The 25,708-nt window shown below is 41.3% G+C and carries 22 protein-coding genes, 1 tRNA gene and 1 riboswitch; of the genes, 18 read left to right on the forward strand and 5 right to left on the reverse strand.

The window, feature by feature from the left end; translation table 11 throughout:
- Positions 1-132: 132 nt before the first annotated feature.
- The 3 genes from CU633_RS16800 to hmpA all read left to right on the forward strand — a co-directional run bounded on the left by CU633_RS16800 (position 133) and on the right by hmpA (position 4,282).
- Positions 133-699 carry a DUF5626 family protein gene (locus CU633_RS16800; RefSeq protein WP_101661741.1) on the forward strand — a complete coding sequence of 189 codons (567 nt, stop codon included), beginning with the start codon at positions 133-135 and terminating at the stop codon, positions 697-699.
- 930 nt (positions 700-1,629) lie between these two features.
- Positions 1,630-2,811 (forward strand): YeeE/YedE family protein, encoded by a 1,182-nt coding sequence (locus CU633_RS16805; protein WP_101661775.1) that lies wholly within the window; start codon positions 1,630-1,632, stop codon positions 2,809-2,811.
- A gap of 250 nt (positions 2,812-3,061) precedes the next feature.
- Positions 3,062-4,282 carry an NO-inducible flavohemoprotein gene (gene hmpA / locus CU633_RS16810; RefSeq protein ID WP_101661742.1) on the forward strand — a complete coding sequence of 407 codons (1,221 nt, stop codon included), beginning with the start codon at positions 3,062-3,064 and terminating at the stop codon, positions 4,280-4,282.
- Positions 4,283-4,561: 279 nt separating this feature from the next.
- A riboswitch (cyclic di-GMP riboswitch) is annotated at positions 4,562-4,648 on the reverse strand.
- 123 nt (positions 4,649-4,771) lie between these two features.
- Here the strand turns inward: hmpA and CU633_RS16820 are convergent.
- Positions 4,772-4,845 (reverse strand) — tRNA-Arg (locus tag CU633_RS16820).
- 186 nt (positions 4,846-5,031) lie between these two features.
- Complete coding sequence (pssA, locus tag CU633_RS16825) at positions 5,032-5,733, reverse strand: CDP-diacylglycerol--serine O-phosphatidyltransferase (protein WP_101661744.1); 702 nt, start codon at positions 5,731-5,733, stop codon at positions 5,032-5,034.
- A 392-nt stretch (positions 5,734-6,125) separates the two neighbouring features.
- Here pssA and CU633_RS16830 point away from each other — a divergent pair, with 392 nt between their 5' ends.
- The 7 genes from CU633_RS16830 (at position 6,126) to arcC (ending at position 13,551) form a co-directional block, all read left to right on the forward strand.
- The gene (locus CU633_RS16830; protein ID WP_101661745.1) at positions 6,126-6,893 is read left to right on the forward strand and encodes an N-acetylmuramoyl-L-alanine amidase; all 768 of its coding nucleotides are present in this window, start codon (positions 6,126-6,128) and stop codon (positions 6,891-6,893) included.
- Between the two features lie 243 nt (positions 6,894-7,136).
- Positions 7,137-7,589 (forward strand): arginine repressor, encoded by a 453-nt coding sequence (argR, locus tag CU633_RS16835; protein WP_101661746.1) that lies wholly within the window; start codon positions 7,137-7,139, stop codon positions 7,587-7,589.
- Between the two features lie 46 nt (positions 7,590-7,635).
- Positions 7,636-8,322: a Crp/Fnr family transcriptional regulator gene (locus CU633_RS16840; RefSeq protein WP_257958927.1), complete on the forward strand. Its 687-nt coding sequence runs from the start codon at positions 7,636-7,638 to the stop codon at positions 8,320-8,322.
- Between the two features lie 366 nt (positions 8,323-8,688).
- Positions 8,689-9,966 (forward strand): arginine deiminase, encoded by a 1,278-nt coding sequence (arcA, locus tag CU633_RS16845; RefSeq protein WP_101661747.1) that lies wholly within the window; start codon positions 8,689-8,691, stop codon positions 9,964-9,966.
- Positions 9,967-9,993: 27 nt separating this feature from the next.
- Positions 9,994-11,004 (forward strand): ornithine carbamoyltransferase, encoded by a 1,011-nt coding sequence (argF, locus tag CU633_RS16850; RefSeq protein WP_101661748.1) that lies wholly within the window; start codon positions 9,994-9,996, stop codon positions 11,002-11,004.
- A gap of 72 nt (positions 11,005-11,076) precedes the next feature.
- Positions 11,077-12,492, forward strand: a complete 1,416-nt coding sequence (gene arcD / locus CU633_RS16855; RefSeq protein WP_101661749.1) for an arginine-ornithine antiporter — start codon at positions 11,077-11,079, stop codon at positions 12,490-12,492.
- A gap of 96 nt (positions 12,493-12,588) precedes the next feature.
- Complete coding sequence (gene arcC / locus CU633_RS16860; protein WP_101661777.1) at positions 12,589-13,551, forward strand: carbamate kinase; 963 nt, start codon at positions 12,589-12,591, stop codon at positions 13,549-13,551.
- Positions 13,552-13,876: 325 nt separating this feature from the next.
- Here arcC and CU633_RS16865 read toward each other — a convergent pair whose 3' ends face one another.
- Positions 13,877-14,863 (reverse strand): ketoacyl-ACP synthase III, encoded by a 987-nt coding sequence (locus CU633_RS16865; RefSeq protein WP_101661750.1) that lies wholly within the window; start codon positions 14,861-14,863, stop codon positions 13,877-13,879.
- Between the two features lie 87 nt (positions 14,864-14,950).
- Positions 14,951-15,298 (reverse strand): hypothetical protein, encoded by a 348-nt coding sequence (locus CU633_RS16870; RefSeq protein ID WP_101661751.1) that lies wholly within the window; start codon positions 15,296-15,298, stop codon positions 14,951-14,953.
- Between the two features lie 417 nt (positions 15,299-15,715).
- Between CU633_RS16870 and CU633_RS16875 the strand changes: the two genes are divergently transcribed.
- From CU633_RS16875 to ribD, 6 genes are all read left to right on the forward strand, one after another.
- The gene (locus CU633_RS16875) at positions 15,716-17,386 is read left to right on the forward strand and encodes a DUF6044 family protein (RefSeq protein ID WP_374703383.1); all 1,671 of its coding nucleotides are present in this window, start codon (positions 15,716-15,718) and stop codon (positions 17,384-17,386) included.
- A 21-nt stretch (positions 17,387-17,407) separates the two neighbouring features.
- Complete coding sequence (locus CU633_RS16880; RefSeq protein ID WP_101661753.1) at positions 17,408-18,445, forward strand: glycosyltransferase family 2 protein; 1,038 nt, start codon at positions 17,408-17,410, stop codon at positions 18,443-18,445.
- Positions 18,414-18,839, forward strand: a complete 426-nt coding sequence (locus tag CU633_RS16885) for a GtrA family protein (RefSeq protein WP_101661754.1) — start codon at positions 18,414-18,416, stop codon at positions 18,837-18,839. Before CU633_RS16880 ends, CU633_RS16885 begins: the two co-directional genes overlap by 32 nt.
- Before the next feature lie 142 nt (positions 18,840-18,981).
- Positions 18,982-19,875: an ROK family protein gene (locus CU633_RS16890; protein WP_101661755.1), complete on the forward strand. Its 894-nt coding sequence runs from the start codon at positions 18,982-18,984 to the stop codon at positions 19,873-19,875.
- A gap of 294 nt (positions 19,876-20,169) precedes the next feature.
- Positions 20,170-20,928 (forward strand): GTP cyclohydrolase II, encoded by a 759-nt coding sequence (locus tag CU633_RS16895; protein ID WP_101661756.1) that lies wholly within the window; start codon positions 20,170-20,172, stop codon positions 20,926-20,928.
- Entirely contained in the window at positions 20,921-22,033 is a 1,113-nt protein-coding gene (ribD, locus tag CU633_RS16900; RefSeq protein ID WP_101661757.1) for a bifunctional diaminohydroxyphosphoribosylaminopyrimidine deaminase/5-amino-6-(5-phosphoribosylamino)uracil reductase RibD, read from the forward strand. The genes CU633_RS16895 and ribD overlap by 8 nt, the downstream gene beginning before the upstream one ends.
- A 76-nt stretch (positions 22,034-22,109) precedes the next feature.
- Here ribD and CU633_RS16905 read toward each other — a convergent pair whose 3' ends face one another.
- Positions 22,110-23,177: a TRAP transporter substrate-binding protein gene (locus tag CU633_RS16905; protein WP_101661758.1), complete on the reverse strand. Its 1,068-nt coding sequence runs from the start codon at positions 23,175-23,177 to the stop codon at positions 22,110-22,112.
- 83 nt (positions 23,178-23,260) lie between these two features.
- Here CU633_RS16905 and CU633_RS16910 point away from each other — a divergent pair, with 83 nt between their 5' ends.
- Positions 23,261-24,862 carry an ATP-binding protein gene (locus CU633_RS16910; RefSeq protein WP_101661759.1) on the forward strand — a complete coding sequence of 534 codons (1,602 nt, stop codon included), beginning with the start codon at positions 23,261-23,263 and terminating at the stop codon, positions 24,860-24,862.
- The gene (locus tag CU633_RS16915) at positions 24,852-25,541 is read left to right on the forward strand and encodes a response regulator (protein WP_101661760.1); all 690 of its coding nucleotides are present in this window, start codon (positions 24,852-24,854) and stop codon (positions 25,539-25,541) included. The genes CU633_RS16910 and CU633_RS16915 overlap by 11 nt, the downstream gene beginning before the upstream one ends.
- The last annotated feature ends 167 nt before the right edge of the window (positions 25,542-25,708 follow it).

Consider the following 25,708-nt stretch of genomic DNA (forward strand, 5'->3'; position numbering starts at 1 on the left):
CACGGTTTCACTATGGCTTTTCTATTTTTATGGTGTTGCATTTGATTTTACAATTAACCAAATAAATATATTTCATTTATTGGTATATTAATAGTGTACTAAATTACACTTTAGTTATAAGGAGGACGTAACGTGAGAAATTGGAAATGGTTTGGCTTTTTAATTGTTGTAGTTAGTATTTTAGTTTTTAGTAATGGTACTACAGAAGCACATGCGGCTGAAAAACCGAGCAAAACAACCGAAAATACGTTTGACCTCTCTAAAAAAGAAGTTCAAGAAGTAAGTTATGTTAATGAAAACGGAGAAAATGTTACAATTACTGTAGAACCTGTACCTGCTAGTATTTCTGGTAATTCTAGTAATTTAGGAGATGTTTCAACTTTAGGCTGGAGGCCACACTATTTCCCGTATGGCACCACAACAGGATATAAAGTTTCAGCAACTACACCTTATTTAGGACTAAGTTTTTACGTGAATGTATATGTACCATCAAATACAAGTAACTCCAGATTTACTAAGGCATATAATGCTAATTACTGGGTTATAGGAGCAACTTTTACTGATAGAAAATTTACTAGAACCGACAAATTAGTTACCTATGAAGGCGATTTTAATGTTCTTGGTGGATTTGGTGGTGCTAATGCATATTTAAAAGCACATTTAAATAATAACTTATTAACAACTTCTACAAGAATGTAGAAACTTATAGTTATAATACATGAAATAAGCTAACGATAAATGTCCTCGAAAATAAAAATCGGTGTCATTTTTCAATTTATAACTGTCAGTTTCATTATTACACAAAAAATTATAAGCTATCACGATACTCTTATTTGGAGTGAAGAATATGTTATCAAATATTGGTGTACCAGGTTTAATTCTATTTTTGACTTTAGCACTAATGATCGGTGGAATATTTTTATTGTATAGGCTTTTTAAGATGAATAAAAAGTAAGGTTGAAATTAAAGAAATATGTAATATCTCTTTTTTGAACTTACGAGGCTACAATAGTTGAAAAACATATGATATTTGTTGTTATAAATCTTAAATGTTGTAGTAGTAAATAATGTCGTATTAGTATAAAAAGGATAGATAATGCAAAAATAATCTCTCTCTATCCTTTTCATCTGTCTTTATTATGAAATTTCTGGACTTTTAATAAAAGGGACTTCCTTTTTTAAATTATTACCGACCAAACTAGAACTTAAGTATTCGTGAGAGGGTTTTATTATATGCAAAATAGAATTAATTGCATAGACATTATTAGGGTTCCCACCACATAGCCTTTAAGCTAGGAAAATCATTTCTACAAAAATTAAAAAACGCTATTCTTTCTGTATATAATTGAGAACTACCTCGATGACGACAAAAAATAGTAGAATATATCTTAAGAAGGAGCCAGCCGGATTGTTGCGGTTGCTCCTTCTTTATTTATACAAATTTTAGTTATTACGACTCAAAGCTAACTGGTTTACAATTGGTTCAAATCGTTATAGTATGAAATAGTCAAACAACAAATCCAAGTAAACTGGTAAGAAAAGGGGTAGATTAGATTGGCACAAACTTCAACAGTTCCTTCATTGGAATGGGATAAAAAGTCGACAACTTTTGTGACAACCCTCAGTCCAATGCAAAAGCCACTTGTGGCATTAGGTGTCTTTGCAGCAGTTATTTTATTTATTATGATTGTTTCTATAACGAACTGGACACAAGGTACTTTATTTGTAATTGGGCTTTTGTTGGGAATCACTTTGCTTTATGCCCGATTTGGATTCACATCGGCATTCCGGCGCTTAATGTCAGTCGGCAATGTTCAGGGATTGCAAGCCCACATGCTCATGCTTGCTGTCGCATCCACTTTATTTGCGATTATTCTTGGCACAGGTTTTAGCTTCACTGGTATCGCACCCTCCGGGAACGTTTCACCTGTAGGTGTCAGTGTTTTATTTGGGGCATTTATTTTTGGAATTGGCATGCAGCTCGGCAACGGCTGCGCCTCTGGTACCCTATATTCAGTTGGTGGCGGTTCGTCATCAATGATATTAACGCTTTTGGCTTTTATTGCAGGATCCGTGCTCGGAGCCTACCATTTCACTTTCTGGATGGAGGATATGCCTTCCCTGCCAGCGATTTCCCTTGCGCAATCGACCGGTCTCGGCTATTTCGGTGCGCTGCTTGTACAATTGGTGGCGTTTGCCCTTATTTATTGGGTAACAGTTCAAATTGCGAAAAAGAAAAATCCGCCGATGATGAAGCCGCTTCCGACCACAACAGGCTGGAAAAAGATTATTCGCGGTTCTTGGCCGCTCTTTACAGCAGCAATCGTTTTAGCTGTTTTAAACGCGTTAACGTTAACCGTTCGCGGAAATCCATGGGGAATCACTTCCGCCTTTGCACTATGGGGCGGCAAGGCTATGATGGCAATGGGCATTGATGTGACGAGCTGGGGGTATTATTCAGGACCGAACGGTGCCGCGCTTTCCAATACCGTGTTGGCTGATCCAACAAGTGTTATGAACTTTGGCATTATTCTTGGCGCTTTTGTTTCCGCTGCAGCACAAGGTACCTTCAAACCCGGAAAAATTAAGCCGGGAGTGGCGGCAGCGTCTATCGTGGGCGGAATTTTGATGGGCTATGGAGCGCGTCTCGCTTTCGGCTGTAATATCGGGGCTTACTTTAGCGGAATCGCATCCTTCAGCCTCCATGGCTGGGTATGGATGGTCATGGCAATGCTCGGAACATTGCTCGCGTTATTTATCCGTCCGCTCTTTGGATTAAACGTCCCGAAACCGACAGATTCAGTGTGTTAATGAATTTTTTAAAAAACTCCCTCAATGAAGGGAGTTTTTTTGCGTTCACAAGAGTATCTGCAAAAGTTACTTTCATAGCTCACAGGTTGGATATAGATATGGAATACTCTATAGTTTGTGATGAACAATGATTATTGCAGACGCTGGAAATATATTTTTATGTGTGATTTAAATCACAATCTATGTTTTTTATTTTAAGTATAATCACTATGAAAATAAGAAAAACAACCAGGTTGGGAGACGATCACTGATGCTAGACAGCAAGACTATTGAAATTATTAAATCTACTATTCCTGTACTGGAGGAGCATGGAGAGAAAATAACGACCCGATTTTATCAATTAATGTTCGAAAATCATCCGGAACTCTTAAATATTTTTAACCATGTCAATCAGCAACAGGGCAGACAGCAGAAGGCTTTAGCCGGTACTGTGTATGCAGCAGCAAAGTACATCGATAATTTAGAAGCGATTATCCCGGTTGTGAAGCAAATAGCACATAAGCACCGAAGCATCGGGATTAAACCGGAACAATACCCAATCGTCGGGAAACACCTTCTTTTGGCGATTCAGGATGTATTAGGTGATCATGCAACACCTGAGATCATCCATGCCTGGGAAAGAGCTTATGCAATAATCGCAGATGCATTTATAAGTGTTGAAGCTGACATGTACGACCAGGCGTCCAGCCAGAAAGGCGGCTGGAAAGACTTCCGCAGCTTCATAGTAACCGGGAAAGTAAAGGAAAGTGATGTCATTACCTCCTTCTATTTAAAACCTGAGGACGGAAAAGAAATCGCCGATTTTATCCCGGGTCAATATGTAAGCCTTCATTTCAATATAGATGGCGAAAAGTACAACCATATTCGCCAGTACAGCCTCTCCGATACACCCGGAAAAGATTATTACCGAATTTCGGTAAAACGTGAAGATGGAAACAAGGCACCTGATGGCATCGTCTCAAACTATCTTCATAACCAAGTAGAAGTAGGAGACACTTTGCAAGTAAGTGCACCAGCCGGTGACTTTGTCTTACATTCTGACAGTTTAACTCCAGTTGTTTTAATAAGCGGAGGAGTTGGTATAACTCCAATGCTAAGTATGTTAAACACCATTGTTGAGAGGGAACCGGACAGGAAAGTTACATTCATCCATGCGGCCGCAAATAGCAAGGTTCACGCCATGCGCGATCATCTGGCCAAAATCAGCAATGAAAAACAAAACGTAACATCCTATCTATTCTATGATTCACCTACTGAAGAAGACCGTCAATCGAAGAACTGCGACTTTGAAGGCTTCATCTCATATGAATGGTTAAAAGAACAAATTGAATTTAATGAAGAAACGGATTTTTATTTCTGTGGACCGGTCCCGTTCATGAAATCTGTTTATCAATCATTAAATAAGTTGGGCATTCGTGAAGATAAAATTCATTTTGAATTCTTTGGGCCAATGGGAAGTTTGGCGAATTAGCCTCTGGAAAATGAAAAAATCCGTCTTATTGTTTTAAGACGGATTTACACTTTGGGCATGTTATTTCTTTGACATGTTTAAATTGGATCTTTTTAAAGTCGCGCATGATAAACGTTGCAAAACCATTGTATTTGAACCCGCATTCACAGATGTTTTTGTCTTTTACAATATGCCTTTGATCAGTTTCCTTACTATAAACGGTTGGATAAAACATTTTTCACCCTTCTTTTTAGCTAATTTAGGCAAATTAGAAAGGGATCGAACAATCAAGTATGTAACTTATGCAACCCGGCTGCCATGACAACTCACTGCTTTAGGCCCGTGGCTTTGCGTCTTTTACTTTCGTAAAATTTGCCCTAAGGCATATAATAACATAAATTGTAGAAAAAAGGTTAATTTAAATTTTTTCCCTTTTATTTTACAAAAGTTTTTAATGAAAAGATAAAGGGGAAATTCCTTGATAATTAAGGAATTTCCCGCATGAATGAACGTCCCAGAAGAGATTCGAACTCCCGACCTACAGTTTAGGAAACTGTTGCTCTATCCTACTGAGCTACTGGGACATATGAGTTGAAAACATTATTAATTATATTGTTTTAAGCCGCTAAGGTCAAGTGATGAGTATTTCCAGATTTGTAAAGTCGAATCACTTCCAATCCATTTCGTTACAGTAAACACAGGCTCGATCGAATACAGACACAAAAAAACCACATCAAATTTCTGGTGTGGTTCTTTTGCGCGACTATCCATTAGCTCTTATGATTTTTCCCGCCATTTGCCCGGCGCTTTTTAAGGCGGTAGCCAATAAAACCGATATAGAGGGGAACTGCGATATAAATAAAATAAGGCATTTCTTGCTGTTGATTTTTAAAAATAATAAAAATGAGGCATCCGAGCAGCGCTGTGATGATCGTTCCGTATTTCGGCAGGGGAACGCTTTTTAAGCTGGGTATTTTGTATTTGCTGACCATTAGGAAACATAAAGCCATGAAGGACACGCTGATCAGGATATCGGGAATCCAGCGGTGCAGGATCGCCACCAGCGTCAATAAACCTCCTGCCGCGGTTATTGGCACGCCGGTAAAATAATTGATGGAGCTTTTTGCGTTGACATTAAACCTCGCCAGCCGGAACGCCCCGAATAACGGAAACAAACCGGCGATGATCATTCCGATTAATCCATATTGAGAAAACGATACATAATAGACGAGAATCGAAGGGGCAACGCCGAAAGTAACTATATCAGCGAGAGAATCAAGCTCTTTTCCAATTTCCGATTCAGCTTTGAGCATTCTCGCAATTCGTCCGTCCATACTATCCAGCATCATCCCGATCAAAATCAGGATCGATGCGTTCCTTGTATCACCGTGAGCAGTTAATAATACTGATAAAAAACCGCAAAATAAATTGCTTAGCGTAAATAAATTAGGTATAGCTTTTTTAAACCTCATCTTATTTAGTAACCCCAAATCACATAAATTTATCGTTCTTAAAACATGCACAGCTTTCCCAATTTGCCACCATCTGTTGCAATATACCCTTTGAAAATCAATTCTAACATCAAAAAGAGAAGCAGTTTGATAAGTATATTATACATCATGTGGAAATAAACTGAATGGTTTCCAAGTCGGGCCCGGCATTATTTTAGTTAAGATGTAAAAGTAACTGGCTTTTAATTCAATCCAGTACTTATCAGCCAATTTCCCCCGCCGCGAAAGCACTATATGATTTTCAATCCAGTTATGACCCGATCCTCATCTAATGCAAATTGAGTATTTATCCTATATAAAATGTACAAACAGTTTTTTTTTGAAATACATAGAATAGGATGAGGTGATAAAAAGTGACAAAAATTTTCATAGATCCCGGTCATGGTGGAACAGACCCTGGTGCAGTGGGGAATGGAATGCAGGAGAAAAACCTCACTTTGCAGATCAGCTCGCGAATAAGGGACATTCTTTTAAATGAATACGAAGGAATTTCTGTGTTAATGAGCCGCACAGGTGACCAAACGACGAGCCTTTCTCAGCGCACAGATGCGGCGAATAACTGGGGGGCAGATTTCTATCTTTCTATTCATGTTAATGCTGGAGGCGGGACTGGTTACGAAGACTATATTTATCCGGGACTTGGGGCGCCGACGACTACTTACCAGAACTTGATTCACGAGGAAGTTCTTAAACAAGTTGATTACCGCGACCGTGGAAAGAAGCAAGCAAACCTTCATGTCCTCCGTGAGTCCAACATGCCGGCTGTATTAACCGAGAACGGTTTTATCGACAACACATCGGATGCTGAAAAGCTTAAACAATCATCATTTATTGAACAAATCGCGCGCGGCCATATAAATGGATTAGTTCGCTCATTCGGGCTGGTGCGAAAAAATCCGGCCGGGCCGCTATATAGGGTCCAGATCGGCGCCTTTACTGTGGGAAGTAATGCTGACCAGTTAGCTGCACAAGCAGAGGAAAAAGGATTTGACGCCTATATAAGCTATCGCGACGGATACTATAAAGTGCAAATCGGCGCATTCGCCACTCGGGAAAACGCGGATCAGCTGGCGGGGCAAGCAATAGAAGCCGGTTTCGAAGCCATCGTCATTCAGGAATAAGGCGCTGACTCTTAACTCTGTCAAAATTCGATCAAGTAAACTATAAATTTTTTAAGGATTTTTAATTTGGAGAACTATTACAAAGGGGTTCTCCAATTTTTATTGGCGGCCCAGTTTATTAACGCAGCCCTCCTATGGAAAGTCTCTTAAATAGTAAAATTTCACTATTTGTACATTTCATTTCAATGTAATCACCCATATGATAGAAGTATAGAATACTTTTGTGGAAGGCGAGATCTAACCATGAAAAAAGAGATGAGATTGCAGCAGATTAAGAAACTTATCTCTGAGCAGGAGATAAAGACTCAGGAAGAGCTATGCGAATTGTTGTTAAAAATCGGCTTTCAGGTTACCCAGGCAACAATCTCAAGAGATATACGCACGTTAAATTTAATAAAAGTGCCTTCAGTTGATGGCGGGCAAAAGTACAGCTTTAGAGTGGAAAATGACCATTATACGATGGAGAAATTTCAGCACAAAATAAAGGATGCATTGGTAGACATTGAGGTAATCAATTTTTTTATACTTCTAAAGACTTTGCCGGGCCATGCCCACTCTTTCGGCGTTTTTTTGGACGCCATGAAATATGACGGCAAAGCAGGTACCATCTGCGGAAATGATACCGTTTTAATTATTTGCCGGTCACCCGAAGCTGCGGACAAGCTTAAGCAACAAATAGAATCATATCGGAAGTAATGCTGCTTGACAGGACCTGCGACTAAAAGGAAGGGAGAGGTTTGTTATGCTAAAAACTGACGAAATATCAGTCTTGCAACAATTTGATGTTTTTTCCTGCCTTCCAGAGAAAACCTTGCAAAAGTATCTTCCCTATATTTATTTTAGATCCTATAAGAAAAATCAATATCTTTTTATGGAGGGGGACCCCCGCGACAAAATCTTTTTTTTGCTGGATGGGTATGTGATGTACGAAAGAGGCAGCGAAGGCGGCAGCATGCTCTACCTTGATTTCGTCAAATGTAATCAAATGTTTCCTTATGGGGGTTTATTTAAAGAGCAAAATTATCAGGATACAGCGGTCGCGGTGACAGATGTACGTGCTTTTTTCATGCAAACATATATATTGGAAGAATTGCTTAAAACGAACTCAAAGCAACTAATCTATATCATCCGGAAACTCTCAGAAATACTAAACCTCCACCAAAAACGCGTACAGAAAATCCTCATTCCCAATGCTCAAGAACGTGTTTTGCACTCAATCCAGTTCTTGATGGAAGATCTTGGTGAAAAAGACGGAGAAGAAATTATTATCCCATGCCCGTTGACTGCCTTAAATATCTCTAAAATATCCGGAACCTCAAGAGAAACCGTAAGCATATTAATGAACCAGTTAAAGAGGGAAAATGTTTTGTCTGTTACTTGCAAAAAAATCAGAATCCATAAACCGGATTATTTTGAACAAATAAACTGAACCAGTCTCAAGATAATCAAAATAGTAGTATCTTTCCTTCCCCGCAAATATATTAATATTAAATAAACAGGGCTGGCACCGAAAGTAAAAGGCTTTTGGTTTCAGCTCTTTTTGTTTTTCTATTTGAATTTTCATAATTATAGAACTTTATACCTGGTATTTTGAATATATTCATAGTTTATTCATTTTATTTATCTCATTGGGTCTGATATGAATAAAAAACCTCATAATCATACAAAAATCTCTATATACCGCACAAAAAAATGTGAAGGATTTCACACCTGCTTTGTTAGCAACACTACAAAAGAAAGCGCTAACATCGCCTACAATGAAAGTGTAAAGGGAAATAAAGAAGGAGGAATAACCATGAATAGCGCTTTGCTGACTGCTTCCGAACTAAAATTACAGAATCAACTCAAGCACCCAATCAATATTAGATCAGAAATTGGAGCTTTGAAAACCGTTTTGATCAAACGCCCTGGAAAAGAAGTTGAAAATCTAGTACCTGAGTACCTCCAACGGCTCTTGTTCGATGATATTCCCTACTTGCCGATTATTCAAAGAGAGCATGATTATTTTGCCGAAACTTTAAAAAATAGGGGGATCGAGATTCTCTACCTGGAAAACCTTGTTGTCGAAACGTTAAGCCAGCCGGAAATACGCGAACAATTTATCAATGAATTCTTATTTGAAAGCCAGGCAAGCGTCAATGGCGCAACGCAAATTTTGAAAGAGTACCTGCTTTCATTTCCCACTGCAAAGATGGTTGAAAAAATAATGAGTGGAGTGCTCAAGAAAGAAATTGAAATCAGTAAAAAAGCCCATTTATATGAGCTGATGAATGATCACTATCCATTCTATTTGGATCCGATGCCAAACCTTTACTTTACCCGGGATCCCGCCGCCTGCATCGGGAACGGAATTTCAATCAACAGAATGCGTGAACCTGCCCGGCAACGGGAATCTTTGTTCATGGAGTATATTATCAACTATCATCCAAGATTTGCAGGATTTGAGATTCCGGTTTGGCTCGATCGTGACTATCCATTTTCAATTGAAGGCGGGGACGAACTAATCCTCAGCAACGAAATCGTTGCAATTGGTGTTTCTGAACGTACTTCTGCAAAAGCGATTGAGAAGCTTGCGATCAATTTATTTAAAAAACAAGATTCTATTAAAAAAGTGGTGGCAGTGGAGATTCCTAAGTGCCGCGCCTTTATGCATCTTGATACGGTATTTACCATGGTAGACCATGATAAGTTTACGATTCATCCGGCGATTCTCGGACCGCAGGGCAATATGAATATTTATATCCTTGAAAAAGGAGCGGAAGAAGACAATGTTGCGATTTCACACCGGTCCAATCTTCAGGAAGCTTTGAAGGAAGTATTGGGGCTCAGCGAACTCGTCTTGATTCCGTGTGGCGGTGAAGATGAAATCGCTTCATCGCGCGAACAATGGAACGATGGTTCCAATACATTGGCGATTGCTCCCGGAGTCGTCGTAACGTATGACCGCAACTATATATCCAATGATTTGCTGCGACAGCAAGGGATTGAAGTGCTTGAAATTGCAAGCTCGGAGCTGTCCCGAGGACGTGGGGGCCCGCGCTGCATGAGCATGCCTATTTACAGAGAAAACTAAAATTTGATCAAAAAAGGAGAGATTGCAATGTTAGTCACTGCACCGAATTATAAAGGAAGAAGTTTTTTAGCTGAAAAGGACTTTACGAAAGAAGAATTTATCTATCTTATCGACTTTGCACACAGGTTAAAAGAAGAAAAAAAACTTGGAATTACACACCGTTATCTGGAGGGGAAAAATATCGCGCTTCTTTTTGAAAAGCCTTCAACCCGGACCCGGTGTGCATTCACCGTTGCGGCCGTCGATTTAGGTGCACATCCCGAGTATTTAGGAAAAGATGATATCCAGCTTGGCAAAAAAGAATCGATTGAGGACACCGCAAAAGTATTGGGGCGCATGTTTGACGGAATTGAATTTCGAGGCTTTGATCATAAAAAGGTGGAAATGCTGGCTGAATACTCAGGTGTTCCGGTTTGGAATGGCCTGACAGATTTATGGCACCCGACCCAAACTCTCGCTGATTTTTTGACGGTGAAAGAAAATTTTGGCCGGCTTGAGGGGATTAAATTCGTATTTGTCGGAGACGGCCGAAACAATGTTGCAAACAGCCTGCTCATCGGCGGTGCACTTGTAGGCATGGATATTCGGATCTGTGCCCCTGAAGAATTGTTCCCTTCCCAGGAAATCGTCGAACTGGCTAACAAATTGGCAAAACAATCCGGAAGCCTTGTGACGATCACAAGCAATGTAGATGAAGGCGTCCTCGATGCAGACGTCATTTATACAGATGTATGGGTTTCAATGGGGGAAGAAGCTAAATTCGCGGAAAGAATCAAACTGTTGTCTCCATATCAAGTAAATATGGAAATGATAAAGAAAACAGGCAATGATAACGTCATTTTCCTTCACTGCCTACCAGCCTTCCACGATCTTGAAACTGCGTATGGACAAGATATTCATGCCAAACATGGGCTTACTGAAATGGAAGTGACGGATGAAGTTTTCCGCAGTAAACACTCAAAGGTGTTCGATGAAGCAGAGAACAGAATGCATACCATTAAAGCAGTTATGGCGGCAACACTCGGGAATTTTGAGTAATAAGGAACGGAGAAGGGAAGGCTTCTCCCTTCTCCGTCCTTGCTGCCAATTAAAATGAAGGGATGAAACAAAATGGCTGATGGAAAGCAACTTGGACTTTTTTCGTTGATCGCAATCGTTGTTGGTTCCATGATCGGTGGAGGAGCATTTAATCTTGCAACGGATATGGCAGGTGGGGCATCAGCAGGTGCGATCATCCTGGGCTGGATCATAACAGGAATAGGTATGATTGCCCTGGCCCTTTGTTTTCAAAACTTAACGGAGAAACGCCCTGATCTTGATGGCGGTATTTTCAGCTATGCGACAGCAGGTTTTGGAAGATTCATGGGCTTTAACAGCGCATGGGGGTACTGGTTCTCGGCATGGCTTGGAAACGTTGCCTATGCAACATTGCTTTTTTCATCGATTGGCTACTTCGTGCCGGCATTTGAAGGCGGGCAAAATATGGCTTCCATTATCGGCGCAAGTATTCTGCTGTGGCTGGTCCATTCGTTAATTTTGCGCGGTGTCCAGTCGGCCGCATTGGTTAACTTAATTACTACGATTGCAAAATTAGTTCCTGTGTTCCTGTTTATCATCATTGGAATTTTTGCTTTTCATTTTGAAACCTTTACTGCGGATTTCTGGGGAACAGGAGGTACCTTCCAGTTCAGCGATGTCATGGCACAGGTCAAAAGCACAATGCTTGTAACACTGTGGGTATTTATAGGAGTAGAAGGGGCGGTCGTGCTATCCAGCCGTGCAAAAGACAAAAAAGACGTGGGAAGAGCAACGATTATCGGGCTGCTTGGAACGCTCTCTATTTATATTTTTATCACGATCATGAGCCTGGGAATTATGGGCAGGCCTGAAGTTGCCAAATTGGATAGCCCTTCAATGGCCTATGTATTCGAGAGTGTTGTTGGAAAATGGGGTGCGGCGTTTATCAATATTGGCCTGATGATTTCTGTGCTTGGTGCCTGGCTGGGCTGGACACTTCTCGCATCCGAAATCCCTTTTCTTTCAGCGAAAAGCGGGCTGTTTCCAAAATGGTTTGCAAAAGAAAACAAAAATGGCGCACCAATTAATTCGTTGTGGATAACGAATGGATTAATCCAACTATTCCTGCTGTCATTCTTATTTACTGAGCAGGCCTATAACTTTGCTTTTTCGTTAGCTTCATCGGCGATCTTAATCCCGTATGCTTTCTCGGCTTTCTACCAATATAAATATTCTTTGCAAAATCAGCATCCTGACCGGACGAGAAATTTGCTGGTTGGGCTTATCGCAAGTATTTATAGTGTTTGGATGATTTACGCGGCAGGAATTAGTTACTTACTGTTAACCATGGTCCTATATGCACCAGGAATCTTCGTTTTTAGAAGTATTCAAAAAGAATCAAGGGCGAAAGTTGTCTTTACCAAGAGGGAACTGGCAGCCGCGCTCGGATTAGTGTTACTTGCGGTACTGGCCATTTTTCAATTAGTAATCGGCAATATTGCCGTGTAACGGAACTAAAAACAGTGAGCATTTAAGTTTTTATCCAGGGAGTGAACCTCCATGACGGATCTATACAAAAAATATGAAATACTGGAGGTTAAAAAGATGACTAGAAAGAAAGCGGTTATTGCTTTAGGGGGCAATGCGATCCAATCGGGTGATGCATCAGCCGAGGCCCAGCAAAAGGCACTTGAAAAAACGGCTGAGCGGCTGGTCGATATTATCGAAAGCGGAATCGACATTATCATTTCCCACGGCAATGGTCCACAGGTAGGAAATATATTATTGCAGCAAAAAGCAGCAGACTCCGATAACAATCCGGCAATGCCGCTCGATACGTGCGGAGCGATGAGCCAGGGGATGATCGGCTACTGGCTGCAAAACGCAATGGAAAAAGCGCTAAAGGAAAGAGGAATCGAAAAAAATGTCGTCACGGTTGTGACGCGTGTAGTCGTAGATCAAAATGATCCTGCTTTTAAAAATCCAACGAAGCCAATCGGCCCTTTTTACAGCGAAGATGAAGCGAGAAAAATTACGGAACAAACAGGTGCTGTTTTTAAAGAAGATGCCGGCCGGGGCTGGCGCCGCGTTGTACCCTCACCAAAGCCGGTCAGCATTTTGGAACATAGGGTAATCAACTCATTGGTTGATGAAGGGAATATCGTGATTTCTGTCGGTGGTGGGGGGATTCCGGTCATTGAAACGGAAAACGGAATCACCGGAGTCGAAGCGGTAATTGATAAAGATTTTGCATCGCAGAAGCTGGCTGAACTTGTCCATGCTGACATACTATTGATTCTTACCGCGGTCGACCATGTCTATATCGACTTTAATAAACCAACACAGAAGAAATTGGAGGATGTAAGTGTAGAAGAATTGAAAGCGTATATACAATCAGGGCATTTTGCGGCTGGAAGCATGCTTCCGAAAGTAGAAGCAGCCATTAATTTCGCAAAAACCAATCCGGGAAGGAAGACGATTATCACCTCTTTAGACCAGGCATATGATGCGATAAACGGAAAATCCGGAACCGTTATTTCAATGTATGGAATGAAAATTCTAATGTAGATAAATGATCAACTGACAAAAATCTGAGTTGCTTCGGCAGCTCTTTTTTTATCAGGCTTTGCAAAATAAGCAGGCGAAGTTGACGATAAATCGGCTGAAGTTGAAGATATGTCCGCAAAGTTGACGATGAAGTGGGCGAAGTTGATGATATATTGGAAAGTTGACGATAAAGTGGCCGAAGTTGAAGATATGTCCGCAAAGTTGGCGATAAACCAGCCGGGTTGATCGATATTTCTGAGAAGTTGGCGATAAATACGAAAATTACCAATTGTGCAGCCAGATCAATATTGATAACCCCCACTTAAGCTTAAGCGGGGGATTTCAATTAATATTTATAAAGCATGGTAATAATTTGGTATCCTGCACCGATCGTCCAGAATATTATATGGTCACCACGTTTGATGCGGCCGCTTTCGATCCCTTCATGAAGAGCAAGAAACGGGCTGCTTGTCCCGGTATAACCGAATCGGTCTCCGACATAAACTATTTTTTCATCATCTATATCAAATTTATTCTGGATGAGTTTAATGTTAGCAAGGGCAAATTGAGATAAGCAATAAGCTGCAATATCATTCGGCGTTAAATTGTATGTGCTCATCAGTGTTTCAAATGATTCATAAACGTATGGCATGCTTTCAGTGCCATCAAATGGAATCCATCTAATATACTTTCCGTCGGCACGGTCCTGCAAGGCGTTGGACAAGCCGTTTTCTGGATACATAATGTTCTTGCGGCTTACTGAATCCGTAAAATAAATGGAATCGATAAACCCGGTATCTTCTTCGGTCATTTCTAAAATAACCGCCGCGGCTGCATCCCCATAATTTGAATAGGTGATTTCATCCTCGGGATTACAAACAAGCGAGTTGTAATCCGAACCGACCACTAAAGCGGTTTTGATGTTTGGATTGGATTTCATGTAGCGGCATGCCTGCTCTACTGCCACTGTCATCCCTGCACAGTTCGCATTTGAATCGATCACGATTGTATTTTTGTGCGCACCGATTGCATCGTGCAAAAAAGTCGCATTGGTCGGAAAGCTTTGTTCGGGAATTTGTGTCGAAAAGACGATCATATCGATGTCTTTTCCAGCCATATTAGATTTTTCGAGCACTCGCTTTGCTGCTTCAATTCCCATTGTTAGGCCATTTTCATGTTCATTATCGATGATATACCGGTCTTTTCTTCCCATATGCTCTAAAAAACGGTTAATATCTTTGCCTCTTTGCTTAAAATGTTCAATGTAGAACTCATTATTGACCGACTTTTCCGGATGGTAAATGTCGACTGCTTTTATTCTAACGTTTGCCATTTAGCTCATACCCCTTGAATTTCAAAATATTGAATCAAATAGATTCATAAAAGAACAAGACTCGAAGGAGTCTTGTCTTTTTTCTGATTATATTTCGACAACCTGAGCGTTTTGCAATCCGGTATTTCTTGCAAGTCTGCTCAATTGCATTTTTAAGATGGTACTTTGCTTTATTTTGAAAATTACTTGCTTAAATCCTGATTCCTTGTACAGTTTGTAACAGCTTTCAAGCAAAGGCACCATTTCTGGAGTTACCAGGTTCATCGTTGTGCAATCCAGTTCAAGACTGAAAGATTTTGCATCAATTGAGGCTACGTTGCGCTGATAGTCTTTTATAAAGCTGTCAACATCAGCAGGAGTAAATGTTCCCCCAACCATCAGCTCCATAGTTTGCGCTCCCTGGTTCACTTTCATACTGTACTTGCCGTTTGACATGTTTCACAATCCTCTCATTATAAAAGTTTAAATTTCCATACTCCCAACATGAACTTTCATGATAAAAATTGTTGAAATTCAGATGAATTTTTTCGTGTTGGCGTATTGATTATATTATCGGTCTATATATCCATTTATTAAATTATCTTAACGAAGTTTTATAGGTATATAGACTCATTTGAGTAATGAAATCGTTTACAAAAATGGTTCTTAGTATCCTGATCCTTAGAACTTATATATTGCGAGTTAAAGCCGAGCATTAAGAAAAATGGGTTTGATCTCTATGAATTAACGAATTTTGCTATTTTTAAAGAAATTATGTTAATAAAATGTTTCAACAGTTTTAATCAGAATAGAATTTACCGCGATTGCGAAAATTATAGTTAATTATCGATTCTTGAGGTGTTGCACTTGTCCTTGAAGCCAAATGAAAAAGAGCAAAGACTAATCCTCTTTGCTTTTCTTATTTTAGCTATTTATCTTTCCCCGTTATTTTTGTTGGGCGAAAATGCCCATATCAGGGTGCATGATAATTTGGATTCAAACCTTGCCTGGTATAAGGTGCTGGCCAGGAGCGGTGAAATATTTGGTTCTGTTGACGCTGTGATTCCCCAAATCATCAACGGGTTGCCGCGCAATGCCTTTGGCTCGGAGTTTACGATTATTGTCTGGCTTTATGCCTTATTTCCGACGATGGTTGCTTATGCATTAAGCCAAACGATTACAAGAGTGATTGCTTTTCTGGGCATGTATCTTCTCCTTAAAAAGCATTTTACCAAAAGCCCCGACATGGCCTGGATCACCGTCGGAACAGCATTGGCCTTTTCGCTGACTCCTTTTTGGCCTTCCGGCATGTTGAGCACATTGGGCATGCCGCTTGCATTGTGGGCTTTTTTAAATATCCGGAAAGGGGAAAGGTCATGGAAAAATTATCTGGCTCTGACCCTTTTGCCGTTTTATTCAAGCATTGTGTTAGGTTTTTTCTTTTTCCTGTTTGCAATGGGAGTGCTTTGGCTTATCGACCTTGTTAGAAAAAAAGAATTCAATCTCCCTTTTCTCCTTGCGATTATCTATATGGCAGCCATCTATTTGATTGTCGAATATCGGCTTGTCCATTCATTTCTGTTCGATAACGAACCCAACAGCCGGGACGAATATTTTCATGCAAGATTGTCCCTGTGGCACGCGATTCGGCTAACGTTTAAGAATTTTGTTCTCGGGCATACGCATGTAATGACCGTCCATGGCTTAATTATTTTGCCGGTCACACTGATTGCCCTATATGTTGTGATCAAAAAGAAGCTCTGGAAGCAGGAAAAAATGTTTAATTATTTGTTTGCTTTGAATTTTGCCCTATCCGCCTGGTATGCCTTTTGGTTTTATAAGGGCTGGCTCCCGCTTACAGAAAGATTTCACTTTATGGATACTTTTAATTTTGCCCGATTTCATTTTTTGCGGCCGCTGATCATTTACACGGGGTTTGCTTTAGGATTGAAAATCATTTGGACGCACTTAAAGGGCTGGAAACCAGTCGTTCAATTCTTTATTGTCGCACAGATACTCCTGTTAGCCGCTTTTAATGATGAAATCATCTACCAGTCAAAGCCATCTGTTAAAGAGTTTTATGCCGAAAACTTATTCCGTGATATAAAGGAATATATTGACCTGCCACTTGAGGATTACCGGGTTGCCAGCATTGGAATCCACCCGGCGATCCCGCAATACAATGGATTTTACACCCTTGATACGTACAATAACTTCTATCCTCTTGCATACAAATATCAATTTAGAAAAATAATCGAGCAGGAATTGGCAAAAAATAAAACGATTCGGATTTATTTTGATGAATGGGGCGGGCGCTGCTATCTTTTTACGGATGAGCTCGGAAAGCATTATATGTTTAAAAAAAATTCAAAAAAGCGTCTTGATAACCTCGAATTAAACATTGAACCTTTTAAAGAAATGGGCGGCAGGTACATCTTCTCCGCACTTCCGATCGACAATGCGCACGAAAATCGATTGCAGCTCGACAGGGTGTTTACGTCGGACACTACAGTCTGGAAAATTTACTTATACAAAGTCATTTAACAACAGGAGGCCGACCACCAAATGGACCAAACAATCTTAACGATCGTTGTACCTTGTTATAACGAGGAAGAGGTTTTGCCATATACGATTTCCGAGCTTGGCGCGTTATTGAACAACCTGATCATGGAAGGACTTATTTCGCATAAAAGCAGAATCCTTTTTGTCGATGACGGAAGCAAGGATCGAACATGGTCGATCATTTATAAGGAAGGCTTAAAAAACGAACAAATCCGCGGCTTAAAATTGTCGCGTAACGTAGGCCATCAAAACGCGTTGCTGGCGGGCCTGTTTACAGCGAAAGATACATCTGATTGTGTGATTTCGATTGATGCCGATTTGCAGGACGATATTTCAGTGATCCGGGAATTTATCGAAAAGTTTGATGAAGGCTTTGATATCGTGTATGGAGTCAGGAAAAAACGGGATAAGGATTCATTTTTCAAGCGGACTACAGCCGAAACATTCTACAAGTTAATGAGAAAAATGGGTGTTGACTTGATCTATAATCATGCCGATTTTCGCTTGATGAGCAGGAGGGCCGTGCAGGAGCTTGAACGGTTTGATGAAGTGAATTTGTTTTTGCGGGGAATCGTCCCCCTGATTGGCTTCCGGTCTGCCTCCGTTTATTATAACCGGAAAGAACGGCTTGCCGGCGACACGAAGTATCCTTTAAAGAAAATGCTTGCTTTCGCTTTTGACGGGATTACCTCTTTTTCCGTGACACCGATTCGCTTTGTCCTTTTTATTGGCTGTACTTCTTTTTTAGTAAGCCTCCTTTTTGGCAGCTATTTTTTCGCATTAAAATTCATGGGAAATACTGAAACCGGCTGGACATCGCTGATTACATCGATCTGGCTGATTGGCGGCCTGCAGCTAATTGCCATTGGGCTCGTCGGTGAATATATTGGAAAAATATATAAAGAAGCGAAGCGGCGCCCGAAATTTTCAGTTGATATTGACTTTTACAATCTGCCATTGCCGGAACATTTGAAACATCCGAATAGAGGGGAAGGGGAGCCATTTAGCCGTGATTTTCGAGAACTCTCTGAATCAAATTAAGCCGTTCCTGCGCTTCCTTATGGTCGGCATCATTAACACGATCACCGGTCTATCGATCATGTTTATCCTGATGAACATCTTCCAGCAGTCCTACTGGGTCTCAACATTTATAGGAAATAGCAGCGGAGCGCTGCTAAGTTATATCTTAAACAGGTCATTTACCTTTGAAAGCACGGTTCCGGTCAGGAAGGGTGTGCCCCGCTTCCTTCTGATCATACTCGCCTGCTATTTTTTAGCCTTTGGAACTGCTGATATTTTGGCCGGCTGGACAATCATGCAAAGCACTTTAGGCACTGTTATTTCTTCGGAAAAAGAGCTGGCAGTCCTGATTGGTACGGCCCTGTACACGGTCACCAACTTTTTGGGACAAAAGTATTTTGTGTTCAGCCGCTGACCTGCAAAAAAGGTAGAATATTCTTTTCATAAACTTTTCATACTTAAATACATAGGAAAACTTAGCAGGTTCCTTTAAAATAACATTAAAAGAGTTTAATAGAAACCGTTGCAAATAAGCAGCCGTTTTAGGAGGAGAAACCATGCTTTTTGGAGGAATTGAGGCAGGCGGTACAAAATTTATTTGTGCTGTCGGCGATGGAAAAGGAAATATTGTTGAGAGAATTTCTGTTCCAACTACCTTTCCGGAAGAAACGATGGAACAAGTTATTGCATTTTTGAAAAAATACCAGTTGAGAGCAATCGGAATTGGCTCATTTGGTCCTGTCGACGTCAACCCGGACAGTCCGGCCTACGGGAATATCACGACCACTCCGAAAACTGCGTGGCGGGATTATCCGCTTGTCAACACGATTCGCGAGTCTTTTCCGGTGCCGATCGGATTCAATACTGATGTGAATGCTGCAGCTTTGGGGGAAGCAACTCTTGGAGCCGCCAAGGGTTTGGACAGCTGTTTGTACATTACGGTCGGAACGGGAATAGGGGCAGGGGCGATCATTCAAGGTAAGCTTCTCCAGGGCCTTTCACACCCGGAAATGGGGCATATCCTCGTCCGGCGCCATGAAAATGATCCATATAAAGGAAAATGCCCTTATCACCATGATTGTCTTGAAGGGCTTGCGGCCGGCCCGGCTCTTGAAGAACGCTGGGGTGAAAAAGGGATTGCCCTGGAAAACAAACAGGAAGTATGGGAGCTCGAAGGATTTTATATCGCCCAGGCCCTTATGCAATACATTTTGATCCTTTCGCCGAAAAAAATCATTCTTGGCGGCGGAGTGATGAAGCAGAAGCAAATCTTCCCGATCATAAATAAATACCTTCAGCAATTTTTAAATAACTATGTAGTTGTCCCGGAATTGACGAGCGGTATCGAACAATATATCGTCAGTCCCGGACTGGGTGATAACGCAGGAATTACCGGTTCTCTTTTGCTGGCCGTTCAGGCCTATGAAGAGGCAGCAACACGGGAAAAGTAAAATTTGCAGAAAAGGAATTACTAAAGGTAGTTCCTTTTTTTAAGCTATAGGAAAGTATAAACGTTTCTAAATATAGTTGGGCGTTTCGATGTCCAGCTCCAGCGCCTAGCCCCTCGAGTCGCTTCGGTCCTGCCAATGAAGTCAAAAAGCGACTTCACTGTCAGGCCCTCCAGCGCTTGTCGGGGCTGACCAAGGCGCTTGCGCTTTTCTTATCTGTCACCACTCTTTTTGGTAAAATCATTACATGTAATAGAACACCTTCTCGCACACTAACGAAAAAAGGGGAATGACACTATGAAACAAACCGAACTTGAATCAAAAGTTCTTTCTATTTTAGAAGATAAAATCCAATTGATTAAAACAAATGAGGACAGTGCGATTTATTTAGTCGGGCCGATCCGGCTCCCGGTTAATTTGTATGGAGAAACGGTCATTTTTCAATGGTATTGCTGGCTGCAATGCGACGAAGTAACGGAGGATTATCAGCGGATTATTGATAAACTGTCATCTTCCAATCTCGCTGAACTTCAACAGTCAAGCGTGCTTGTTTACGGAGATTTTGAATTTGCCGATGATGCGGTGATTCGCATGCATTCCATTTGCCATACCGGTGATATTTTCGGAAGCAAACGCTGCGATTGCGGTTTCCAGCTCAAACAGTCAATGAAAATGATCGTCGAAAATGGAACAGGAGCGTTATTTTATCTGGCGAACCACGAAGGCAGGGGAATCGGTTTATTCAGTAAAGCAATGGCTTATGTCCTTCAAGAAAATGGCTACGATACAGTCGAGGCAAACTTGCATCTTGGCTTTGTTGATGATGCGCGAAATTACGATGATGCCATTCATGTATTAAAGGCGTTGCGTACCAAGCCGGTTACTTTGATTACCAATAACCCTAAAAAGCTCGAGGCATTAAAAAATTCCGGTTTGCCCGTTTCTGGACGAACGCCATTATGGGGAGATAAATCCGAGTTTAACGAGAACTATCTGAAAACGAAGGTAGAGCGCTCCGGTCATATCGAAGACGGAGGAACTTGCCCAAATGACTGATCATCAATTCTACATGGATTTGGCTTTGAAAAACGCTGAAGCAATGAAAGGGCAAACCGACCCGAACCCATTGGTCGGAGCCGTTATTGTTAACCACAACCGCGTCGTTGGAATTGGTGCCCATTTAAAAGCGGGGGAACCACACGCCGAAATTCATGCGCTTCGAATGGCTGGGGATCAAGCAAGGGGCGGAACCATTTATGTCACCCTCGAACCGTGTTCCCACTATGGGAGAACAGGCCCATGTGCAAAAGCAATTGTTGACGCGGGGATTAAAACAGTCGTCATTGCAACGCTTGACCCAAACCCGCTTGTTTCCGGGCGGGGCGTCAATATCCTGAAAGAGGCCGGTATTGAAGTCATTACAGGGGTACGCGCGGAAGAGTCGAGGAAAATGAATGAAGTGTTTAATAAATTCATTGTCGAGAAAAAACCATTTGTCACACTAAAATCAGCCATCACACTCGATGGCAAAATTGCCACGTATTCTTCGAGCAGTAAATGGATCACCTCCGAAGAAGCGAGGCATGATGTCCATCAGCTTAGAAATGAAAATATGGCGATACTTGCCGGTATTAATACGATTCTAAACGACAATCCATCGTTGACTACAAGGATACCGAATGGACGAAACCCGATTCGAGTCATTTTGGATTCGACATTAAAAATTCCTTTAGACGCTAAAGTGATCACAGATAAGCAGGCAGAGACATGGATTTTTACAGCCGAGCATTATGATGAAGAAAAGCGAAAAGCATTAGAAGAATTAGCGATCAAGGTTTGGCCGACAACAGGATCCCCGCATGTCAACCCGGTTGATGTCGTACAAACATTGGGAGAAAAGCTTGTCTCATCTTTATTAATTGAAGGGGGAGGGACGATAAACGCGGCTTTTCTCGAAAATAAATTGGTCGATAAAGCCGTCATTTATATCGCAGCAAAATTAGTCGGCGGACGGGAAGCCCCAACTTTTCTGGAAGGCACAGGCATTGATAAAATGGGAGATGCCATTGAACTTTCAGATGCCAGCATGACTGCAGTTGGAAAGGATTTTAAGTTTGTTGGGTACCCAGTTTACATCGACCGACAAATTAAAAATGAATAATAAAAAAATCCTGAAGGAAACCCGCTGTTTCCTTCAGGATTTTTTTTCTGGCCGATCAACTTAAATTCTGGCCAATTTAGGTCCCGTCAGCCTCATATTGCTCTCTTAATTTTTTTATCTCCTCTACTAATTCTTTCCCTATATGTGGTGCAAGGTCGTCATAAACCGGATCGAGTTTGTTGATCCATTCCTGTTTTTGTGTTTCAGTTAGTTCATGAATTTCAATAGATGAATGTTGTTTAATCAGCTCGAGCTGTTCCTCATTCAGTTGAATGGAATGCCGTTCATTCCAGGCGGTTGTCTCCTCCATTGCTTCAAGCAGGATTTGCTGTGTTCTTTCTGATTGTTGCTTCCAAACCTGCTGATCCATCATCACGGCATAACCTAAATAACCATGATTACTGATTGTCAAATACTTTTGCACGTTATAAAATTTTTTTGAATAGATGTTTGAAATCGTGTTTTCTTCTCCATCAACCCGGCCTGCTTCAAGCAGCTCGTAAGTGGAATTAAATGAATCTTGATGGGCTTCGGCGTCCAGTAGATCGTATTTCGCCTGGATCACTTTGCTTTGCATAATTCGAAACGATTGTCCTTTCAGATCGTCAGGACTGTAAACAGGCCCTTTGTTGGAAGTAATTTGTTTAAATCCGTTTGTCCAATGGGCAAGCCCTTTAAATCCATCTTTCTCCAGTGACCGGAGCAATTGCCCGCCAATCTTCCCGTTTAAACCTGCTTGAATAGCTTTATGGTTTGGGAAAGCGAAAGGCAAGTCAAGCACACCCCACTCTGGTGAGAGCATGCCAAGCTTTGATGTTGAAGGAGCAATAAAATGGACTTGTCCTTCTTTTAACGCGTTAATTTCTTCTATGTCAGAATAAAGGCTTCCATTTGGAAAAACTTCGATTTTTATATCCCCGTTTGATTTTTCGTAGACGAGTTCAGCAAACTTGTTGGCTGCACGTCCTTTAGGGGTATTTTCCGCAACGACATGACTGAATTTAAACACTATTTGATCTTTCAGTCCTTCCTGATCATCGTCATAGGAAAGTGCCTCCCGGGGAGTGAGATTGTGGAACGCGATCAATAAAGCAGCCGCAATTCCGACCGCGATAAGCAGCAAAAGAGCAAGCGTTCTTTTCATGATGATCAAGCCTCCTCTTATTGTAAGCATACCGGGAAGTGCTTGTTTCGTAAAGATGATTTAACAGATGAGGGGTGAACAACATGAAGCAATTATCAATTCGCTGGAAAATCACGATTTTGTCCTATGTAGTCGTGATCTTTTCTTTATTGATAGGCGGGATCATCATCATCGCAAATATCCAGCAAAAAGAGGAAAGAGATTTGCGGATAAGATCGATGAATACGGCAAGAACCGTCGCAGAGCTATCCGATGTCAAGCAGGCTGTCCAGGAACCGAATGGCTGGGACAAGGTCAATCCGATCGTGGAAGAAATCCGCATTATTAATGAAACGGATTATATTATTGTCATGAACATGGAGCGAATCCGCTATTCACATCCGGCGAAAGAGTTAATCGGCAAACGTTCGATAGGCGAAGATGAAGAACCCGCTTTTGCAGAACATATCTATTTTTCAAAGGCAAAGGGTGAAATTGGCACCGTTCTTCGTGCGTTTATTCCGATAAAAGATGAAGATTTAAATCAAATTGGCGTCGTCGTTGTTGGCAATCGGATTCCGAGCTTCCAGGAAATCATGGTTGAATTAATTGATGAAATTCAATTTATTGTCTTATTAACATTGATCTTTGGGTTAATCGGGTCATTGATGCTCGCCCATCATATTAAAAAGCAAATGTTTCAATTGGAGCCTCATCAAATCAAACGCATGTTTGAAGAGCGGACGGCCACATTTCATTCAATGAATGAAGGTGTGATTGCCATCGATAATCAGGAAATCATTACGATTTTTAATGAAAAGGCGAAGCTGATTTTCAGCGTAAAAGGAGACGTTGTCGGCAAGCCGATTCGCACCGTGCTAAAAGATACAAGGCTCCCGGAAATTGTCGAGAAAAACAAGGCGGTTTATAATGAAGAAATAGAGGTGAGCGGAAAAGTCATTGTCAGCAACCGGATTCCGATATTGATCAATAACAAAACGGTCGGTGCCGTCGCAATCTTCCAGGATCGTACTGAAGTGGCAAAACTCGCCGAAGAATTAACGGGTGTAAAAAATTTTGTTGAAGCACTAAGGGTGCAAAATCATGAGCATATGAACAAGCTTCATACGATCGCCGGCCTCATTCAGCTTGGAAAATCGGACAAGGCATTGGAGCACGCTTTTAATGCGTCGGAAGAACAAGAAAGCTTAACAAACTTTTTAAATAAAGCGATCAAGAACGACGCTGTGGCAGGGCTGCTTTTGAGTAAAGTAAGCAGGGGAAAAGAGCTGGGAATCCAGGTAGTAATTGACCAGAATAGCCATCTGGAAAGGTTTCCGTATCAGCTTGACCAGCACGATTTTGTCGTGTTATTGGGGAACCTGATCGAAAACGCCTTTGGATCATTTGAAATCGGAGAAATAGAGAATAAAAGAATCGATATTAGCCTTGAACAGTCAGGGGATGTGTGCGCAATCCTAATTGAAGATAACGGATGCGGAATCAACGAAGAACATCTTTCAAGGGTATTTGAAAAAGGTTTTACCGTAAATAAACGTGGTGGCACAGGCTACGGGCTTTATCTGGTTAAACAAATCGTCGAAAAAGGGAGAGGCCAAATCGAGGTTTCATCTTTTCCTGGTGAAGGCACATCTTTTACGATAACCTTCCCAATGGGAGCGGAGGAGGGATTGTATGGCACATAAAGAGGAAATTAAAGTGCTGCTGATTGAAGATGATCCAATGGTCCAGGAAGTAAATAAAGAATTTATTACAAGTGTCAGCGGCTTTAAGGTAGTCGCAGTAGCCGGAAATGGCGAAGAGGGAATCAAGCTTGTGAAAAAATTGAATCCAGAGCTCGTGATCCTCGATATTTTTATGCCCAAAAAAGACGGTATCAAGACGCTTCAGGAATTTAGAAAACAAAATCTGAACTCCGATGTGATCGTCGTATCGGCTGCCAAAGACCGTGAAACGATCAAGTTGATGCTGCAAAATGGCGCTATGGATTATATTATTAAACCGTTTAAGCTGCAGCGGATGCAACAGGCTTTGGAGAAGTATCGCCAATACAGAATCAGCATGAGAGATTCAGGAACCATTTCCCAGGAGCAGCTGGATCTGCTGCTGTATGCGGAACAACCGAAGGTAACAGATCCTCAGTTACCAAAAGGCCTAAATGAATTTACGTTAAATGAGATTACCAGCTATTTGCAGAAGCAATCTGAACCGCGTTCTGCAGAAGAGGTAGCCAGCGGCATCGGAATCGCGCGGGTAACGGCCCGACGTTATTTAGATTATCTGGATAAAAGTGGCGTGATTAAGCTGGATGTCCAGTATGGAGGGGTTGGCAGGCCGATTAATCGCTACGTACTCAGTAAGTGAATGTCCTTCCTGTTTGCCACGCACAAGGCACCTTTTCAGCAGTTGGTTGAAAATAGACCAAAATGAACAAAATATCCGTTATGACCATAAACTTCCCACCCTTTAATGAAAACGCTATCATTCAGTTATGAACATGGGATGGCAGAAATTTTTCAGGCAAATAAGGG

This window comes from Bacillus sp. V3-13, from assembly GCF_002860165.1.
Taxonomy (GTDB): Bacteria; Bacillota; Bacilli; order Bacillales; family Cytobacillaceae; genus Bacillus_BJ.

Excerpts from the sequence above, each read along its gene's own strand:
- CU633_RS16805 (WP_101661775.1), top strand. The coding sequence starts at position 1,630 with ATGCAAAAGCCACTTGTGGCATTAGGTGTCTTTGCAGCAGTTATTTTA.
- hmpA (WP_101661742.1), top strand. The coding sequence starts at position 3,062 with ATGCTAGACAGCAAGACTATTGAAATTATTAAATCTACTATTCCTGTA.
- pssA (WP_101661744.1), bottom strand. The coding sequence starts at position 5,733 with ATGAGGTTTAAAAAAGCTATACCTAATTTATTTACGCTAAGCAATTTA.
- argR (WP_101661746.1), top strand. The coding sequence starts at position 7,137 with ATGAAAAAAGAGATGAGATTGCAGCAGATTAAGAAACTTATCTCTGAG.
- CU633_RS16840 (WP_257958927.1), top strand. The coding sequence starts at position 7,636 with ATGCTAAAAACTGACGAAATATCAGTCTTGCAACAATTTGATGTTTTT.
- arcA (WP_101661747.1), top strand. The coding sequence starts at position 8,689 with ATGAATAGCGCTTTGCTGACTGCTTCCGAACTAAAATTACAGAATCAA.
- argF (WP_101661748.1), top strand. The coding sequence starts at position 9,994 with ATGTTAGTCACTGCACCGAATTATAAAGGAAGAAGTTTTTTAGCTGAA.
- arcD (WP_101661749.1), top strand. The coding sequence starts at position 11,077 with ATGGCTGATGGAAAGCAACTTGGACTTTTTTCGTTGATCGCAATCGTT.
- arcC (WP_101661777.1), top strand. The coding sequence starts at position 12,589 with ATGACTAGAAAGAAAGCGGTTATTGCTTTAGGGGGCAATGCGATCCAA.
- CU633_RS16865 (WP_101661750.1), bottom strand. The coding sequence starts at position 14,863 with ATGGCAAACGTTAGAATAAAAGCAGTCGACATTTACCATCCGGAAAAG.
- CU633_RS16870 (WP_101661751.1), bottom strand. The coding sequence starts at position 15,298 with ATGTCAAACGGCAAGTACAGTATGAAAGTGAACCAGGGAGCGCAAACT.
- CU633_RS16880 (WP_101661753.1), top strand. The coding sequence starts at position 17,408 with ATGGACCAAACAATCTTAACGATCGTTGTACCTTGTTATAACGAGGAA.
- CU633_RS16890 (WP_101661755.1), top strand. The coding sequence starts at position 18,982 with ATGCTTTTTGGAGGAATTGAGGCAGGCGGTACAAAATTTATTTGTGCT.
- CU633_RS16895 (WP_101661756.1), top strand. The coding sequence starts at position 20,170 with ATGAAACAAACCGAACTTGAATCAAAAGTTCTTTCTATTTTAGAAGAT.
- ribD (WP_101661757.1), top strand. The coding sequence starts at position 20,921 with ATGACTGATCATCAATTCTACATGGATTTGGCTTTGAAAAACGCTGAA.
- CU633_RS16905 (WP_101661758.1), bottom strand. The coding sequence starts at position 23,177 with ATGAAAAGAACGCTTGCTCTTTTGCTGCTTATCGCGGTCGGAATTGCG.
- CU633_RS16910 (WP_101661759.1), top strand. The coding sequence starts at position 23,261 with ATGAAGCAATTATCAATTCGCTGGAAAATCACGATTTTGTCCTATGTA.
- CU633_RS16915 (WP_101661760.1), top strand. The coding sequence starts at position 24,852 with ATGGCACATAAAGAGGAAATTAAAGTGCTGCTGATTGAAGATGATCCA.